This is a genomic window from Salipiger sp. PrR002 (assembly GCF_010500775.1).
GTDB lineage: Bacteria > Pseudomonadota > Alphaproteobacteria > Rhodobacterales > Rhodobacteraceae > Salipiger.
On the sequence record NZ_JAAGOU010000002.1, the window covers coordinates 109,310 to 125,184 of the forward strand.

General features: G+C 66.5%; 12 protein-coding genes and 1 tRNA gene. 8 read left to right on the plus strand and 5 right to left on the minus strand.

Annotation, left to right across the window (positions count from 1 at the left end):
* Positions 1-2 precede the first annotated feature (2 nt).
* From G0A00_RS03025 to G0A00_RS03045, 5 genes are all read left to right on the plus strand, one after another.
* Positions 3-1,529 (plus strand): flagellar FliJ family protein, encoded by a 1,527-nt coding sequence (locus tag G0A00_RS03025; RefSeq protein WP_164178557.1) that lies wholly within the window; start codon positions 3-5, stop codon positions 1,527-1,529.
* A gap of 18 nt (positions 1,530-1,547) precedes the next feature.
* Entirely contained in the window at positions 1,548-3,125 is a 1,578-nt protein-coding gene (locus G0A00_RS03030; RefSeq protein ID WP_164178559.1) for a heme biosynthesis protein HemY, read from the plus strand.
* A gap of 45 nt (positions 3,126-3,170) precedes the next feature.
* Positions 3,171-3,246 (plus strand) — tRNA-Thr (locus tag G0A00_RS03035).
* Between the two features lie 265 nt (positions 3,247-3,511).
* Positions 3,512-3,886, plus strand: a complete 375-nt coding sequence (locus tag G0A00_RS03040; protein WP_318246643.1) for a CidA/LrgA family protein — start codon at positions 3,512-3,514, stop codon at positions 3,884-3,886.
* A complete protein-coding gene (locus G0A00_RS03045; RefSeq protein ID WP_066103263.1) occupies positions 3,883-4,599 on the plus strand; it encodes an LrgB family protein in 717 nt (238 codons plus the stop codon). Before G0A00_RS03040 ends, G0A00_RS03045 begins: the two co-directional genes overlap by 4 nt.
* Before the next feature lie 44 nt (positions 4,600-4,643).
* Here the strand turns inward: G0A00_RS03045 and G0A00_RS03050 are convergent, their stop codons facing one another.
* Complete coding sequence (locus G0A00_RS03050; protein WP_083191177.1) at positions 4,644-5,597, minus strand: SIS domain-containing protein; 954 nt, start codon at positions 5,595-5,597, stop codon at positions 4,644-4,646.
* Positions 5,598-6,066: 469 nt separating this feature from the next.
* Between G0A00_RS03050 and G0A00_RS03055 the strand changes: the two genes are divergently transcribed.
* On the plus strand, positions 6,067-7,023 hold the full coding sequence (locus G0A00_RS03055) for a Hint domain-containing protein (protein WP_368667654.1): 957 nt from the start codon (positions 6,067-6,069) through the stop codon (positions 7,021-7,023).
* A 78-nt stretch (positions 7,024-7,101) separates the two neighbouring features.
* Here the strand turns inward: G0A00_RS03055 and G0A00_RS03060 are convergent, their stop codons facing one another.
* The 3 genes from G0A00_RS03060 to G0A00_RS03070 all read right to left on the minus strand — a co-directional run bounded on the left by G0A00_RS03060 (position 7,102) and on the right by G0A00_RS03070 (position 10,089).
* Positions 7,102-8,079 (minus strand): hypothetical protein, encoded by a 978-nt coding sequence (locus G0A00_RS03060; protein ID WP_164178563.1) that lies wholly within the window; start codon positions 8,077-8,079, stop codon positions 7,102-7,104.
* 140 nt (positions 8,080-8,219) lie between these two features.
* Positions 8,220-9,080, minus strand: coding sequence for a dTDP-4-dehydrorhamnose reductase (gene rfbD, locus G0A00_RS03065; RefSeq protein ID WP_164178565.1), 861 nt, complete (start codon positions 9,078-9,080; stop codon positions 8,220-8,222).
* A gap of 22 nt (positions 9,081-9,102) precedes the next feature.
* Entirely contained in the window at positions 9,103-10,089 is a 987-nt protein-coding gene (locus tag G0A00_RS03070) for a D-glycerate dehydrogenase (RefSeq protein ID WP_066103247.1), read from the minus strand.
* Between the two features lie 106 nt (positions 10,090-10,195).
* On the opposite strand from G0A00_RS03070, the gene G0A00_RS03075 reads away from it, so the two are divergent.
* A complete protein-coding gene (locus tag G0A00_RS03075) occupies positions 10,196-10,708 on the plus strand; it encodes an SH3 domain-containing protein (protein ID WP_164178567.1) in 513 nt (170 codons plus the stop codon).
* A gap of 265 nt (positions 10,709-10,973) precedes the next feature.
* Here G0A00_RS03075 and G0A00_RS03080 read toward each other — a convergent pair whose 3' ends face one another.
* Positions 10,974-12,539 (minus strand): 2-isopropylmalate synthase, encoded by a 1,566-nt coding sequence (locus tag G0A00_RS03080; RefSeq protein ID WP_164178570.1) that lies wholly within the window; start codon positions 12,537-12,539, stop codon positions 10,974-10,976.
* A 335-nt stretch (positions 12,540-12,874) separates the two neighbouring features.
* On the opposite strand from G0A00_RS03080, the gene G0A00_RS03085 reads away from it, so the two are divergent.
* On the plus strand, positions 12,875-15,874 hold the full coding sequence (locus G0A00_RS03085) for a calcium-binding protein (RefSeq protein ID WP_164178572.1): 3,000 nt from the start codon (positions 12,875-12,877) through the stop codon (positions 15,872-15,874).
* The last annotated feature ends 1 nt before the right edge of the window (position 15,875 follow it).

The following is a 15,875-nucleotide window of genomic DNA, read 5'->3' on the forward strand; positions in this document are numbered from 1 at the left end:
GCGTGGCCGACGAGAAGAAGCCAAAGACCGGCGTCGATGAAAATACGGAACGGGACGAGGGCCTGACGCCCGAGACCGAGCCCACCCAAAGCGAGATCTCGGAGGGTGAGACCCCCGAGGAGAGCGTGACCGCATCCACCGGCGACGACACGCTGGCCGCCGAGGTGCAGAACGCCTCCACCAATGATACCGAAGACGCGGATGCGGACGACACGCTGAGCGAGGCCGAGACGGTTGGCGAAGGCGATCCGCTCTCTGGCGATGATACGCTGGCGGTCTCGAACGAAGACGACACGGTCGCGCATGAGCCGGCGAACTCGATGGAATCCATCCATTCGGTGGGCGAAGCGGTCGAACTTGACGCGGATGAGGACACGCCCACGCAGGCCGAGGACACTCTGGGGTCCGCTGGTGCCGACACTGTCGTGGTCGAGGAAGAGCGGATCGACCCCGCCTCCGACCCGATGGCGCGCGAGCCTGTCTCGCCCGAACCCGCCGCCACCGTGGCGCCGCAGGTGATCCAAGAGAAGGTGATCGAGCGCAAGGGTGGCTTCGTGCCCATGGTCGTCGGCGGCATCATCGCCGCGGCGCTTGGCTGGGGCGCGTCGGCCTATCAGTCCGGCACCTTCCCCTTTGGCGACGCCTCGGGGGCCTTCGAGGAAGAGACCCGCGCCGCATTGGCCGATCAGTCCGAGCAGATCGACGCGCTCGGCGCGACGCTCGAGGACACCGCCACGCAGGTTGGCGGCATCGACCTTACCGATCTGGAGAATTCCGCCGTCGATCTCGGCCAGCGCATGGCCAATGCCGAGGGCAGTGCCGCCTCGCTGAGCGAGCAGGTGGCGCAGCTGCAGACCCGGATCGAGGACATGCAGAACCAATGGCTTTCGGAATCGGTCTCGCCCGAGGCCATGGCGGCCTATGAAAAGGCGCTGGCCGATGTGCGCACCGCGATCGAGACGCAGCGCGCCGAGGTCGAGCAGATGACGCAGGAGGCCATGCAGGCCCGCGAAGCCGCGTCGGATGAGGCGCTGACCGCCGAGTCGCGTTCGGCGCTGGCCGATATCGAGACCGCGCTGCGCGACGGGGCCCCCTATGCCGAGGCGCTGGCCACGCTGCAGGAAAACGGCGTCGATGTGCCCGAGGGGCTGAGCGCCCCGGCGGGTGACGGTGTGCCGACGCTTTCGGCGCTCGAGGCCGACTTCCCGCCCGCCGCGCGCGATGCGCTTTCGGCGGCGCGCCGGGCCGAGGCGACCAATGAGGACACCACCAGCCGCGTTGCCACCTTCTTTGCCAACCAGCTTGGCGCGCGCTCGGTCGAACCGCGCGCGGGCGACGATCCCGATGCCGTCCTGTCGCGCGCCGAAGCGGCGCTGCGCTCGGGCGATCTTGGCGCGGTGTTGAGCGAGGTTGCGGCATTGCCCGAACCCGCGCAACAAGAACTGTCGGACTGGGTTGCCAGCGCCGAGACGCGCAAGGCCGCACTCGACGGGGCCGATGCCGTCGCACAAACTCTGAACCAGAACTGAGGGTAAGGGCTCGTTTTCATGCTTTGGTCACTTCTGAAAATCGTTCTCTTCGTCGCCGCCGTCGCGGCGCTCACCCTTGGGGCTGGCTACCTGATGGAAAGTCAGGGCGGGGTGCAGATCACCGCCGGCGGAATGGAATTCACCCTTGGGCCGCTGCAGTCGGTGATCGCCGCCATCGTGCTGGTCTTCGTGCTGTGGGTGGTCTTCAAACTGGTGTCGCTGCTCATCGCGATCCTGAAGTTCATCAACGGCGATGACACCGCGCTGTCGCGCTATTTCGACCGCAACCGCGAGCGCAAAGGCTATCAGGCCATGTCCGAAGGCCTGCTGGCGCTGGCCTCGGGCGAGGGCAAACTGGCCATGGCCAAGGCGCAGAAGGCCGAGCGCTACCTGCACAAGCCCGAAGTCACCCATCTGCTGACCGCGCAGGCGGCCGAGCTGACCGGGGACACGCGCAAGGCCGAAGAGGTCTACAAAAAGCTCATCACCAACGAGCAGACCCGCTTTGTCGGCATCCGCGGCATGCTCAAGCAAAAGCTGGCGAAGGGCGACACCGACACCGCGCTCAAGCTGGCGGAACGCGCCTTTGCGCTGAAGCCCAAGCATGAGGAAATTCAGGACGTTCTGCTGCAGCTTCAGGCGCAAAAGCACGATTGGCAGGGCGCGCGCAGAACGCTCTCGGCCAAGCTCAAGCACGGCGCGCTGCCGCGTGACATCTACCGTCGCCGCGACGCGGTGCTGGCGCTGTCGGAAGCCAAGGACATCATGGATGAGGACAAGCCGATCGAAGCCCGCGAGGCGGCCATCGCCGCCTCCAAGGGCTCGCCGGACCTCATCCCCGGTGCCTCCATGGCGGCGCGCTCCTACATCGCGCAGGAAAAGCCCAAGCTCGCCGCCCGCATCCTCAAGAAGGCATGGTCGGTGCAGCCGCATCCGGACCTCGCCGCCGCCTTCGCCGAGATCGCCCCCGACGAGACGCCGCAGGCGCGGATGAAGCGGTTCGGCACGCTGACCTCGGTCAAGCCCGACCACCGCGAGACCCGTCTGCTGAAGGCCGAGCTTGCGCTCGCCGCCGAGGATTTCCCCGAGGCGCGCCGCGCCGTGGGCAACCTCGCCGAGACCGAGCCCGATGCCCGCGTGCTGACCGTCATGGCGGCGATCGCCAAGGGCGAGGGCGCTGGCGAGCAGGTGGTGCGTGGCTGGCTGGCCAAGGCGCTGGTGGCGCCGCGCGGCCCGCAGTGGGTCTGCGACAAGTGTCACCACGTGCACGCCGAATGGGTGCCGGTCTGCGACAATTGCGAAGGGTTCGACACGCTGAGCTGGCGCAACCCGCCGCATTCCGACGTGGCTCCGGCAGGTGCCGAGATGCTGCCGCTGATCATCGGCGCGCTCGAGGATAAGACCGACGAGCCGACGGCAGAGCCCGAGGCCGAGGCGCCCGAAGTGCTGACCCCGACGCAGGAGGCTCCAAAAGAAACGCCGGCTGAACCACCGGTCGAGACCGCTGGCACGGACGCGGAGAAACGCCCGGATGTGCCGGACGCCGAGACCGTCGACGAGCCGGCCCAGACCGCCGAACCCGAGAAGGCAAAATAGGCCTTTTCCTAGGGCGGCCCCGGTGCTAAGAGGCCGCCCACCAGTGCCGCTGTAGCTCAGCTGGTAGAGCACGTCATTCGTAATGATGGGGTCGGGGGTTCGAGTCCCTTCAGCGGCACCAGTTCTCTTCGGAGACCGGATCAGAAGGCCACCCGCGCGGGTGGCCTTTTGCGTTTTGGGGGCTCTGCCCCCGTCCGCTGCGCGGACTCCCCCGGGATATTTTCGCCAAGAGGAAGGAGGGGAGGCAACGCGGCGCTTTGGTCATCGCGGAGGCATCTTGATGCCGTCATGGGCAGTTTCGGTGGCCGAAGGCGGCGGCGCTCTCGACTTGGCCGGACGTTCCCCCTAACGCAGCGGCACGCAATACACTCACGAGGACAAGTCACGTGCCCGCCATTGTCACCGGAATCATCGCGCTGCTGCTGTTTCAGCTCGGCGGCGAAGTCCTCTCCCGCATGTTCTCCCTGCCGCTGCCCGGCCCGGTGCTGGCCATGGTGGCGTTGGTCGTCGGCATGGTGCTGTCGCCTAAATTGCTTGAGCTGATCCGCCCGGTGGCGAGCTTCCTTTTGCAAAACCTCTCGCTGCTCTTTGTGCCGGTGGGCGTGGGCGCGGTGGCGCGGCTCTCCGAGCTGTCGTCCAATGCGCTGGCGCTGGGAGCGGCGCTGATCGGATCGACGCTTCTGGCGATCTGCGTCGGCGCGCTGACCTTCGAATGGGTGGCGCGGCTCACCGGCAATACCGACGAGGAGGAAGACGCATGACCGATCCGCTGCTCGTCTGGTCGTATCTGGAAAGCGGCCCGCTGCTGTGGCTGACGGCGACGCTGGTGGCCTATTGGATCGCCGACCGGATCTTCCGGCTCAGCCGCGGCAAGCCTTGGTTCAATCCGGTGATGCTTTCGGTGATCCTGCTGGGCGCGCTGCTGATGGCCACGGGCACGCCCTATGAGACCTATTTCGAAGGCGCGCAATTCGTCCACTTCATGCTTGGCCCGGCGACGGTGGCGCTGGCGCTGCCGCTGCACGCCAACCTGCGCCGGGTGCGCAAGGCGGCGCTGCCCATGGCGCTGGCCCTGCTGGCTGGGTCTCTGACGGCGGTGGTCTCGGCGCTTGGGCTGGCAAAGGCACTGGGGGCGGAGGGGCAGCTGCTGGCCTCGCTGGCGCCGAAATCGGCCACCGCGCCGGTGGCGATCGGCATTTCGGAAAAGCTCGGCGGCGACCCGGCGATGACCGCGGTGCTGGTGCTGCTGACCGGCATGATCGGGGCGATCGCGGTGACGCCGATGCTCAATGCGCTGGGGCTGCGCGACTGGCGTGCGCGCGGCTTTGCCACGGGTGTTGCCGCGCATGGCGTCGGCACCGCGCGGGCGCTGCAGGTGCATCCGACCGCCGGGGCCTTTGCGGGCATCGGCATGGGGATGAACGCGGTGCTGACGGGCATTCTCGCGCCGCTGGTGCTGCATCTGTTCGAGTAGCGCGGTCAGAGCTTGAGACCCGGCAGCACTGGGTCAGGGCAGGATCAGGCCACGCCCGCCCGCAGCGCGTCATGGATGTGCAGCAGCCCGACCAGTTGCCCGGCCTCGTCGACCACCAGAAGGACCGTGCGCTTCTTCTCGTTGAGGATGCCAAGCGCCTCGGTGAGCAGCATCTCGGGCCGTGTGGTGAGCGGGCCGGGGGTCGCCACATCGCCCGCGCGGCGCTCCAGCAGCCCCTCCATGTTGCGGCGCAGGTCGCCGTCGGTGATGATGCCGCTCAGGCTGCCGCCCTCGACCACCGCAGCGACGCCAAAGCCCTTCTGCGACATGGTCACCAGCGCTTCGCTCATCGGGGTTTCCGGGCGCACCACGGGCAGCTCGTCGCCCTTGTGCATCACCGCCGAGACCCGAAGCAGCGCCGCACCCAGCGAGCCGCCGGGGTGGAAATGCGCATAGCTTTCCTTGCCGAACCCACGGTTGCTCATCAGCGCCACGGCAAGCGCATCGCCAAGCGCCATGCACAGGGTGGTCGAGGTGGTGGGGGCCATGCCGATGGCGCAGGCTTCGGGCGCGTCGGGCAGCAGCAGCAGGTGCTGCGCGGCGCTGGCCAGCGTGCTGCCCGCGCGTTTTGTCACCGCGATCATCGGGATCGAGAAACGGGCGCAATAGCCGATCATATCGGCAAGCTCGCGGGTCTCGCCGGAATTGGAGATCAGGATCACCGCATCCGCCGAGGTGATCATCCCCAGATCGCCGTGGCTGGCCTCACCGGGGTGCACGAATTGCGCCGGGGTGCCGGTCGAGGCGAGGGTGGCGGCGATCTTTGCGGCCACATGGCCGGATTTGCCCATGCCCGAGACAATGACGCGGCCCCGGATGTGCAGCAGCAGATCGACCACAGCGTCGAAATCGGCGGGCAGCTCGTCGGCGAGCCGGGTCAGCGCTTCGGTCTCGGTGGCGAGGACGGCGCGGGCGATGTCGGACGGGGTTTCGGGCATGATCTTCCCTGTTGTGACCTGCGCGCGTGTTAGCCCGCAAATGCGGGCTTGTCCAACCTCGGGCGGGGCGGGGCGCGTGCCGGATCAGGGCGCAGGTGCAGAATCACGCGACGGAAGTGTCATAGAAGATCTGCGGCGCAGCTGGCGCGGCGGCAACGGCTGGGGGTTGTATCGGGGGGAACCCTGTTCCGCCAGCGCAAGAAACTGACACAAATTGAGTCAGTTTCGGCGGGAGGAGGGTTGCGCAACGGACTGGAGAAGCAAGCCCGACATTGCTATTTTGCTATGTATAAAAAAAAGAGCAGGATTACAGGGCATGACAACGGCCAATCAGGGCACGTTCGTTATCTCCTGGTCACGGACGCGCATAGACGGCCTGAAGGCCGCGCCTCCGTCGGCCCTGCAAGTTGGGGCCGCTTGGGCTTGGTGTGGTGAGTTAGTAAAGGTCGCGGGGCCCTCGGGTCCCGATGTGTTTGACCGGGAAGACGGTGAAGCAGAGCTTCGGGCACGGGCGGCGCAGATGGTGCGCGGCCTCGTGAGCGATGCCATGGCGGATCAACTGGCGGATCGCCGGACGCCTTCGGAACATTCACAAAGCGATATCTCTGCGACGCGCCGGGCCGGTGGCGTTGTGACGACGGGCTCTAGCTTTGTCGTCACCGATGGATTGAAGAGCTACACGGTGACCGAGATCGAGGTCGCCGACAGCCCGCGGCCTTTGTTGATGTTCGTCGGGGAGATCCCGCCGCGCGACAAGGATATGTGGATCGTGTTCAGCACGCTCGAGCCGAGTTTCCGGCGCGATCGCGCGCGCCCGGACGAGGGCGGGGTGATCTGCTTTGCGGCGGGGACACGTATCCTGACGCCGCGCGGGCTTGTCGCGGTCGAGCACCTGCGCGAGGGCGACAGCGTGCAGACCAAGGACGACGGCATTCAGCCGGTGCATTGGGTCGGCAGCCGCAGGATGAGCGGCGCGCGCCTGCATGTGATGCCCGATCTGCGCCCGGTGCTCATCCGTGCGGGCGCCTTTGGGATCGAGCGCCCGGACGATGAGTTTCTCGTCTCTCCCGAACATCGGATGCTGATCCGCGGCGCGGTGGCGCGGGCGCTGTTCAACACCGATGAGGTTCTTGTGGCCGCCAAACATCTGGTCAACGGCAGCACGATCCGCCGGGACATCGGGCAGCGCGAGGTGACCTATGTGCATCTGCTGCTGCCGCGGCACGAGATCGTCTTTGCCAATGGCGTCGAGACAGAGAGCTTCCATCCCGCCAACACGGCGCTTTCGAGCCTGTGCGACGATGACCGCGTGCGGCTCATGAGTCTTTTGCCGGGCATTGCCGAGCGCCCCTGTCTCTATGGCACACACGCACGCCGCAACCTCAGCGCGCGCGAAGCGGCGCTGCTGATGAAGGAAGCGGCCTGATCCGCACGCCATGCCGGTCTCAAGATAGAGTTGGCATGGCGCTTGGATCGACTTTGATGGCGTCTCTGGCGGAGTCGGTCAGGCAAAGCCTCCGCCCACATCAGAATGCAGCCAATCCGGCCAAGACACACCGTGATGTGCCGACTCCGGTACATGCGCATCGGAAGTGCCATCGAACTGGCCCTGATGCGCGCCGAAGTCGACCGGCGAGTCGCCGTCGAACAGCGCACCGTGAAGCGCGGCGTATTGGCTTTCGATGAACTGAAGCTCCTGCGCCATCATCTCGGCATGTGTCTGCTCCGCATGGAACTGCGCGGCGGGGCCAGAGGCGGTCTGCACGCCATCCCGATGCCCAGCAGCGCCCGAGAAATCGAAAGTATCCGGCTCGTCCGCATCCTCGTCGAGGAACCGCAGCATCAGATCCCGCGCCTCGGTGGAAAATGCTGGCGCGGTGCTGGCGGCAAGCACCTCGGTGCCTGCCTCGGTCGAAAGCACGCTTGCGCTTGGGGACAGCGGGTCTTCGACCGGAGCGCGCGGCACATGGCCGGTCGCGTCCAGACCCATATCCTCCAGCGGGCCATCGACCGAAAGCTGCATGATCTCGGGCAGCCGCTCGGTCCAGCCGATGCGCCAGCTTTCGCCATAGCCGCTTTGGTCGGTGGCCCCATGCGAGTCTCTGTCGTCGCCCGCCTCATTGCGGTCCGGCATATAGCCAAGGCTGATCGCGGCGTTGCGCAATCCGCGCACGCTGCCGTCGGCCTCTAGCCGGAACAGCGCGAGCTTCGACTTGCGGCCAGTGGTCAGCTCGGCCCGCTCGTGGGCCAGCGCATCATATTCGAGGCCGTAAAATTGCTCGGCCTCCGTTTCGGGCATGAGGGTGAGCCGCGCAGCATCGCGCGGATCGGTCATACCGTAGCCAAAACTGCCGACGGCAATGCCGGCATCGACCAGCGCAAGATCATGAGCCTGCGCGAGTTCAAGGTTCAGGGACTGGACGCCGTTGCCCATGCCCCCGGCCCGCCAAGAGGACGGGACGATGTCATATGTCGGTTCCATGGTTCACTCTTCTTCCGCCACCCATGCGATGACGCCACAATCGCGCAGAGCGGCGGCAGAAGAGGTGCGGGAAGATGGCCGAAAAGCGGACATTCTCCCCGTTTTTACACGAACTTGAGTGGGCCCTGAGACCCCGCCGATCAGGCGTCCTGCGGTTTGCTCTCCAACTCGCGCAGGATATCCGCCAGACCGTTGCGCCAGTCCGGGCGCGGCAGCCCAAAGGCGGCCACGGTGGCGCTGTTGTCCATCCGCGAGTTGCCGGGCCGCTTGGCCGGGGTCGGGAACTCGGAGGAGGGAATATCGGCGACCTCACAGGTGATCCCGGCCTGAGCAAAGATCTCGCGGGCGAAATCGGCCCAGCTCACATCGGGCGCGCCCGAGAGGTGATAGGTGCCGGATTTTTCCGGCGCCTCGATCAACTGCTCGGCAGCGGCGAGGCAGAGCACCGCGATATCTGCCGCCGGGGTCGGCCCGCCGATCTGGTCGGCGACGATGGTCAGGCGGTCGCGCTCGGCGCCGAGCCGCAGCATGGTCTTCACGAAGTTCTTGCCATGCGCCGAGACCACCCAAGAGGTGCGGATGATCGCATGGGGTCCGCCCGCGGCGCGCACGGCCTCTTCGCCCGCCAGCTTGCTGCGCCCATAGGCGCCCAGCGGGGCCGTGGGGGCGTCGGGGAGGAAGGGCTCATCGCCGGCGCCGTCAAAGACGTAATCGGTCGAGATATGCACGAAGGGGATGCCAAGATCGGCGCAGGCCTTGGCCATCGCGCCGGGCGCGGCACCATTGACCAGCGTGGCGGTCGCTTCGTCGGTTTCGGCCTGATCGACAGCGGTATAGGCGGCGGCGTTGATCACCACATCGGGGGCCTCGGCGCGCACGGCCTCGGCGCAGTCTTTCGGGTCGGTCAGGTCGACCTCATCCCGTGCCAGCGCCACAACGGGTGCGCGGCGCTGCAACTCGCGGGCCACCTGACCGGTGCGGCCAAATACCAAAACTCGCATTTCTATTCCTTGTCTCTCTGTCTCAGAGCATCGCCGGGACAACCTGATCCGGCGGGCGGTGCCCGTCGGCAAAGGTCTTGACGTTGATGATCACCTTCTCGCCCATCTCGATGCGGCCTTCCAGCGTCGCCGAGCCCATATGCGGCAGCATCACCACATTGGGCATGTTCACCAGTTCCGGGTTGCCGCGGATCTTGTGCTGGTAGACGTCGAGCCCGGCCCCGGCGATCTCGCCCGCCTTCAGCATCCGGGTCAGCGCGGCCTCGTCGATCACCTCGCCGCGCGAGGTGTTGAGCAGCACCGCCGAGGGTTTCATCAGCCGCAGCCGCCGCGCGTTGAGCAGGTGGAAGGTCGAGGGCGTGTGCGGGCAGTTGACCGAGATCACGTCCATCCGCGCCACCATCTGGTCGAGGCTCTCCCAATAGGTCGCCTCGAGGCCCTCTTCGATCTCCGGCCTCAGGCGGCGGCGGTTGTGATAGTGGATCTGCATCCCGAAGGCCGAGGCACGGCGCGCCACCGCCTGCCCGATGCGGCCCATGCCGAGGATCCCCAGACGCTTGCCGCCGAGCCGTGTGCCGAGGAAGGCAGTCGGCGCCCAGCCGGCCCAATTGCCTTCCTGCATGGTGGCGAGGCCTTCCTGCATGCGGCGCATCACCGCCAGCATCAGACCCATCACCATGTCGGCGGTGTCATCGGTCATCACGCCGGGGGTGTTCGAGACCATGATGCCACGGGTGCGCGCGGTCTCGACGTCGATATGATCGACCCCGGCGCCGTAATTGGCGATCAGCTTGAGCCGCGGACCGGCCTGCGCGATCAGCCCGGCGTCGATCTGATCGGTCAGTGTGGGCACCAGCACATCGGCCTCAGCCATGGCGGCGGTCAATTCTGCGCGAGTCATCGGGATGTCCTCGGTTCGCAGTTTGACGTCGAAAAGCTCGCTCAGGCGGGTTTCGACCGCCTCTGGCAAACGTCGCGTGACGACAACAGTCAGGCGTTTCTGCGGCATGGCGGGTGGGGCCTCCCTTTCCTTACGCTCTGCGCTTTGGCACAGTGTCCCATGCATGCACGGGGCACAAGAACCCCGGCGGAAAATCTCGAGCAGGACAGACACGATGGTCAGGACTTCTGTGTTGGCGGGGCTGCTTGCCGCCCTGCTTTGCGGCCCGGTCACGCCGGCGGTCGCACAGGCGGCCGAGGAACGCGGGCCGGTCACCAACCTTCCGTTGCCGCGCTACGTTTCGCTCAAGACCAGCGAGGGCAACGCTCGGCGCGGCCCGTCGCTCACCCACCGCATCGACTGGGTCTACACGCGGCGCGATATGCCGCTGGAGATCGTCGCCGAATACGGTCACTGGCGCCGGGTGCGCGACAAGGACGGCGCGGGCGGCTGGATCCATTATGCGCTGCTCTCGGGCGTGCGCACGGTGCTGGTCGAGGAAGACATGCTGGAGCTGCACGCCCAGCCCGATCCCGAAACGCCGGTCGAGGCGAAGCTGGCGCTCGGCGTGATCGCCCAGCTCGAGGCCTGCAACGCGGACTGGTGCCAGCTTTCGGCGGGCGGCTATGAAGGCTGGGCCCCCAAGAGCGCCATGTGGGGCGTCGCGCCGGACGAGATTCGGGAATAACGGGCGCCAAGTCGCCCGGAAACAAGGCGAAGCCGCCGGGCGAGCGCCTGCCCGTCCCCTCGGGCTGGCGCTTTTTCACCGTCTGGAAACGGCCAGATTTCGCGCGGATTTGGCAGGCATAAAGCGCAGACCCCAGAATCTGTGGCGCCACCCCACGGGCAGGCGCTCGCCCGGATCGCGAAACACCCGGAAAAGCGATGTCGCAAACGAAAAATCGCGCCGCAGGGGCGGCGCGATCTTCTGATCTTCAGGGATGGGCGATGGCTCAGCCAACGTCCTTGTAGCTGATTTCCTTCTGGTCGCTGCCGGTCTTGCTGCGGCGCACATGCAGGCGGTTGAGCGCGTTCACATATGCCTTGGCCGAAGCATAGACCGTGTCGGTGTCCGCCGACTGGCCGGTGGCGATCTTGCCGTCCTCTTCCAGACGCACCGACACCGTGGCCTGCGCGTCGGTGCCTTCGGTCACCGCGTTCACCTGATAAAGCTGCAGCCGGGCCGAGTTCGGATAGAGCGCGCGCACCGCCTTGAAGGTGGCGTCGACCGGGCCGTCGCCTTCCATCACGGTGGATTTCTCTTCACCGCCCACTTCCATCTCGAGCGTCGCCTCGGCCGGACCGCCGGTGCCGCAGACGACCTTGAGCGAGACGATCTCGAGGTGATCGGCGCCATCGGTCATCGCCGCCGTCACCAGCGCGAGGATGTCCTCGTCGAAGACCTCTTTCTTGCGGTCGGCGAGGTCCTTGAACCGCACGAAGATGTCCTTGAGCTGGTTATCGCCCACATCGACGCCGAGATCCTTGAGCTTGGCGCGCAGCGCGGCGCGGCCCGAGTGCTTGCCGAGCGGCAGCGAGGTGCCCGCAAGACCCACGTCCTCGGGACGCATGATCTCGAAGGTTTCCTTGTTCTTGAGCATGCCGTCCTGGTGGATGCCGGACTCATGCGCAAAGGCGTTCTTGCCGACGATCGCCTTGTTGTACTGCACCGGGAAGCCCGAGACCGTCGCGACGCGGCGCGAGATATGCATGATCTTCTTGGTGTCGATATGCGTCTCGAACGGCATGATGTCGCCGCGCACTTTCAGTGCCATGACGACTTCTTCGAGCGCGGTGTTGCCCGCGCGCTCGCCAAGGCCGTTGATCGTGCATTCGATCTGCCGCGCACCGGCTTCGACGGCGGCAAGGCTGTTCGCCGTCGCCATGCCAAGGTCGTTGTGGCAGTGCGTGGCAAAGATGATCTCGTCGGCGCCCGGCACCTTATTGATCAGCATGCGGATCAGTTCCGCCGATTCCACCGGCGCGGTGTAGCCCACGGTGTCGGGGATGTTGATCGTGGTGGCACCCGCCTTGATGGCGATCTCGACCACGCGGCAGAGATAGTCATGCTCGGTGCGGGTGGCGTCCATCGGCGACCATTGCACGTTGTCGCAAAGGTTGCGCGCATGGGTCACCGTGTCGTGGATGCGCTCGGCCATCTCGTCCATGGTGAGGTTCGGAATGGCGCGGTGCAGCGGCGAGGTGCCGATGAACGTGTGGATGCGCGGACGGTTGGCGTGTTTCACCGCCTCCCAGCAGCGGTCAATGTCATTGAGCTGGGCGCGGGCGAGGCCGCAGATCACCGAGTTCTTGGAGCGTTCGGCGATCTCCGAGACGGCGCGGAAGTCGCCTTCGGAAGCGATCGGGAAGCCCGCCTCGATGATGTCGACACCCATATCGTCGAGCAGCTCAGCGATTTCGAGCTTTTCGTCATGGGTCATGGTCGCGCCGGGCGACTGCTCGCCGTCACGGAGGGTCGTGTCGAAGATATACACGCGGTCTTTGGCTTGGTCGGTCATTTTTCGGATCTCTTGAGTCGTCGTCCTGGAAAGGGTTCGCCGGCGCGAAACGGTCCTCCTCTGAGCGGTCGCGCCGAGATGCGCGCTCAGAGGCGGATTAGGACTAGACGCAGGCCAAGCGCAAGCGCCGCGCCAAGGGCACGTGCTGCTGCGGGGATATGGCCGAGTGTCATCATGGCCGCGACTATACGCACGAAGCCCGAAATGAAAACCGCAAAAATCCCACTCTGAGCCGGAAAGTTACGCTGCGGCGCAGCGCCAGTGCGCAGGCCGCTTGAGTGGCGGCGCAGGCTGCCCATATGGTTGAGCAAAGGTATTTTGTTCGGGGGAGTTTGATGTTCCGGCGTTTGTTGAAGGCGGCCATTCTTGCCGCTGGCTGGCCGCTTGCCGCGCTTGCGCAAGAGCGCGAGGTCTATGTGTTCGGCAATTCCCTCGTGCATTTCCTCGGGCAGGAGGCGCATAGCAACACGCCCTACTGGCTGAGCCGTCTGGCCGAGGCGGGCGGGGGCGAGCTTGCGCTCGACGGGCAATGGGGCTTTCTGCGCGACTTCTCGGATGGGCTGCCGCCGGAACCGAACTGGAGCATTCCCGGCGTCGCCAACAACTGGGACCCGGGCCGCGGCAGTTTCGGGGATGCGGGCTATGATGCGGTGCTGATCACCCCGGCGAACTTTTTGCAGTATCAGGCCGCCGACGCACCCTATCCGGGCAACAATCCCGGCAACACCAGTCCGCTGGATGCGATTCTCACCGTGGCCGACTGGATCGAGGGGCATGCCCCCGGCACGCCGCTCTGGGTTTATGAGGGCTGGCCCGACATGGCCTCGGTGGCCGGGGATTACCCGCCTTCGGCGCGCGGGCTGCGCAAGTACCACGACTTCACGCTCGGCACCTATGGCGTTTGGTATGACGATCTGCTGGACAAGCTGCGCGCCGCACGGCCCGAGCAGGACCTGCATCTGATCCCGGTGGCGCGGGTGATCGCCGGTCTGCTCGGCGATGGCGGGCTGCTGCAGGATCTGCCGGTCGAGGCGCTTTACGTCGATGACGCGCCGCATGGCACGCCGTCTCTGTACTTCCTCGCCGCCATGGTCAGCTACAGCGCGCTCTATGGCGCGCCGCCGCCCGCGGCCTATGTACCGCCGTCCGAGATCGCGCCCGAGATCACCGCCGCCTATGGGCAGATCGCCGAGCAGGTCTGGCAGGCGGTCTCTGACCTTGCGCCGCGCCAAAAGGCCGCCGCAGAGACCCCCGAGCCGCAGATCCAGACCGCCGCTGCCGAGACCACCCCCGAAACGACCCCTGAGACCGCCGAGACCACGCCCGAGGCCGTTCCGGAAGCACCGCTGCCGCAGCGCCCGGATCTTGCGCTGCCCGATCCCGGCGCGCGTCCCGAGGGGGACCCGGCGCTGGCCATGGGGCTCAACGGGCTGTCGGATTGGTCCACCCAGATGCCCTTTGTCGACTTGATGAAATCGGCGCGCGAGTGGATCGGCCATCTGCCCGGCCAATGGGGTGGGGTCGAGATCGCGGCGCTGCGGGCGCAGGGCGTGCTGGACGAGAACGGCTGGCCGCTGCGCATTCCCGAAGGCGTCGAGCGGCTCGAGGCGCTCTTGCTGACCGATCAGCCCGAGGAGGCGGTGTCGCTGCGCGGCACCTATGTGGTGCTCTGGCAGGGCAAGGGCGATCTGCAGATCACCGGGCGCGCCAGCCGGGTGCGGATGGAAGAAGGCCGCGCGCTTTTCGATTATGCGCCGGGGGAGGGGTCGGTTGGCATTTCGATCTCGGCCACCGATCCCGACGATCCGATCCGCGACATCCATGTGGTGCGTGAGGATCAGATGCAGATCTTCGAGGCAGGGGCGCAGTTCAACCCGCATTGGCTGGCCCGCATCCATGATCTGCGCAGCCTGCGGTTCATGGACTGGATGATGACCAACGGCTCGCCGGTGATGGGCTGGGACGACCGCCCGCGCAGCAGCGATTACACATGGACCGCTTGGGGCGTGCCGCCCGAGGTGATGATCGAACTGGCCAATGAGATCGGCGCCGACCCGTGGTTCACCCTGCCGCATATGGCCGATGACGAGTACGTCCGGCGCTTCGCCGAACTGGTGAAGGCGCGGCTCGACCCGCGGCTCAAGGCCTATGTGGAATATTCCAACGAGGTCTGGAACTTCGTCTTTCCGCAGGCGCATTGGGCCGCGCAGCAGGCCGAGGCGCGCTGGGGCCGCTCGGAATCGGGCTGGATCCAATTCTATGGTCTGCGCGCGGCGCAGGTGATGGACATCTGGTCAGAGGTTTACGGCGATGAGGCCGAGGACCGTCTCGTGCGGGTGGTCTCGACCCACACCGGCTGGCCGGGCCTCGAGGAGCAGATCCTCACCGCGCCGCTGGCATTTCTCGCGCTCGGTCATCAGCCCGCCGAAAGCTTCGATGCCTACGCGGTGACCGGCTATTTCGGCTATGAGCTGGGTGGCGAGGAGATGGCGGGGCAGGTCGAGGACTGGCTGTCGCGCGCCGAGATGCAGGCGCAGGAGGACGGCGAAGCGCAGGGGCTGCGCCGGGTCGCCCTGCGCGAATACGTCAAACGGCACCGGTTCGACGCGGCCATGCTGCCGGTGGCCATGGCGCTGCAGGACGGCGCGCTGGCGGAACTGACCGGCGAGATCTTTCCCTATCATGCCGAGGTGGCCGAAAAGGCGGGGCTGCGGCTGGTGATGTATGAGGGCGGCACCCATGCGGCGGCGCAGGCCGAGCGGGTGCAGGACGAGCGGCTGACCGCCTTTTTCGAGGCCTTCAGCTACACGCCCGAAATGGCCAAGCTCTATGAACAGCTGCTGAGCGGCTGGGTGAACGCGGGCGGCACGCTGTTCAATGCCTTTGTCGATGTGGCACCCGCCTCGCAATGGGGCAGCTGGGGCGCGCTGCGCCATCTCGACGACGACAACCCGCGCTGGGACATGCTGATGAGCTACAACGCCTCGGGGCCGACCGGCTGGGAAGACCGTGCGGCAGGGACTTTCGACGATGGTCTGATTCTGCGCGCCGATGCGGAAGGCGCGCGGCTCGAAGGGTCCGAGCGGTCCGATATCCTGCTCGGCGGCGCGGGGGATGATGTGCTTGTCTCCGGCGGCGGCAGCGACAAGCTGCACGGCGGGGCAGGGCAGGATCATGCGCTGCTGCCGGGGGCGCGGGGTGACTATGCGTTCAGCCGCGACGCGCAGGGGCGGCTGCTGGCCGAGGGGCCGCGCGACCGCATCACGCTTTTTGCCGTCGAGACGCTGTCCTTCGAGGAGGCACCCGAAACCGAGCTGCCGACCTCGGGGTTCTGAG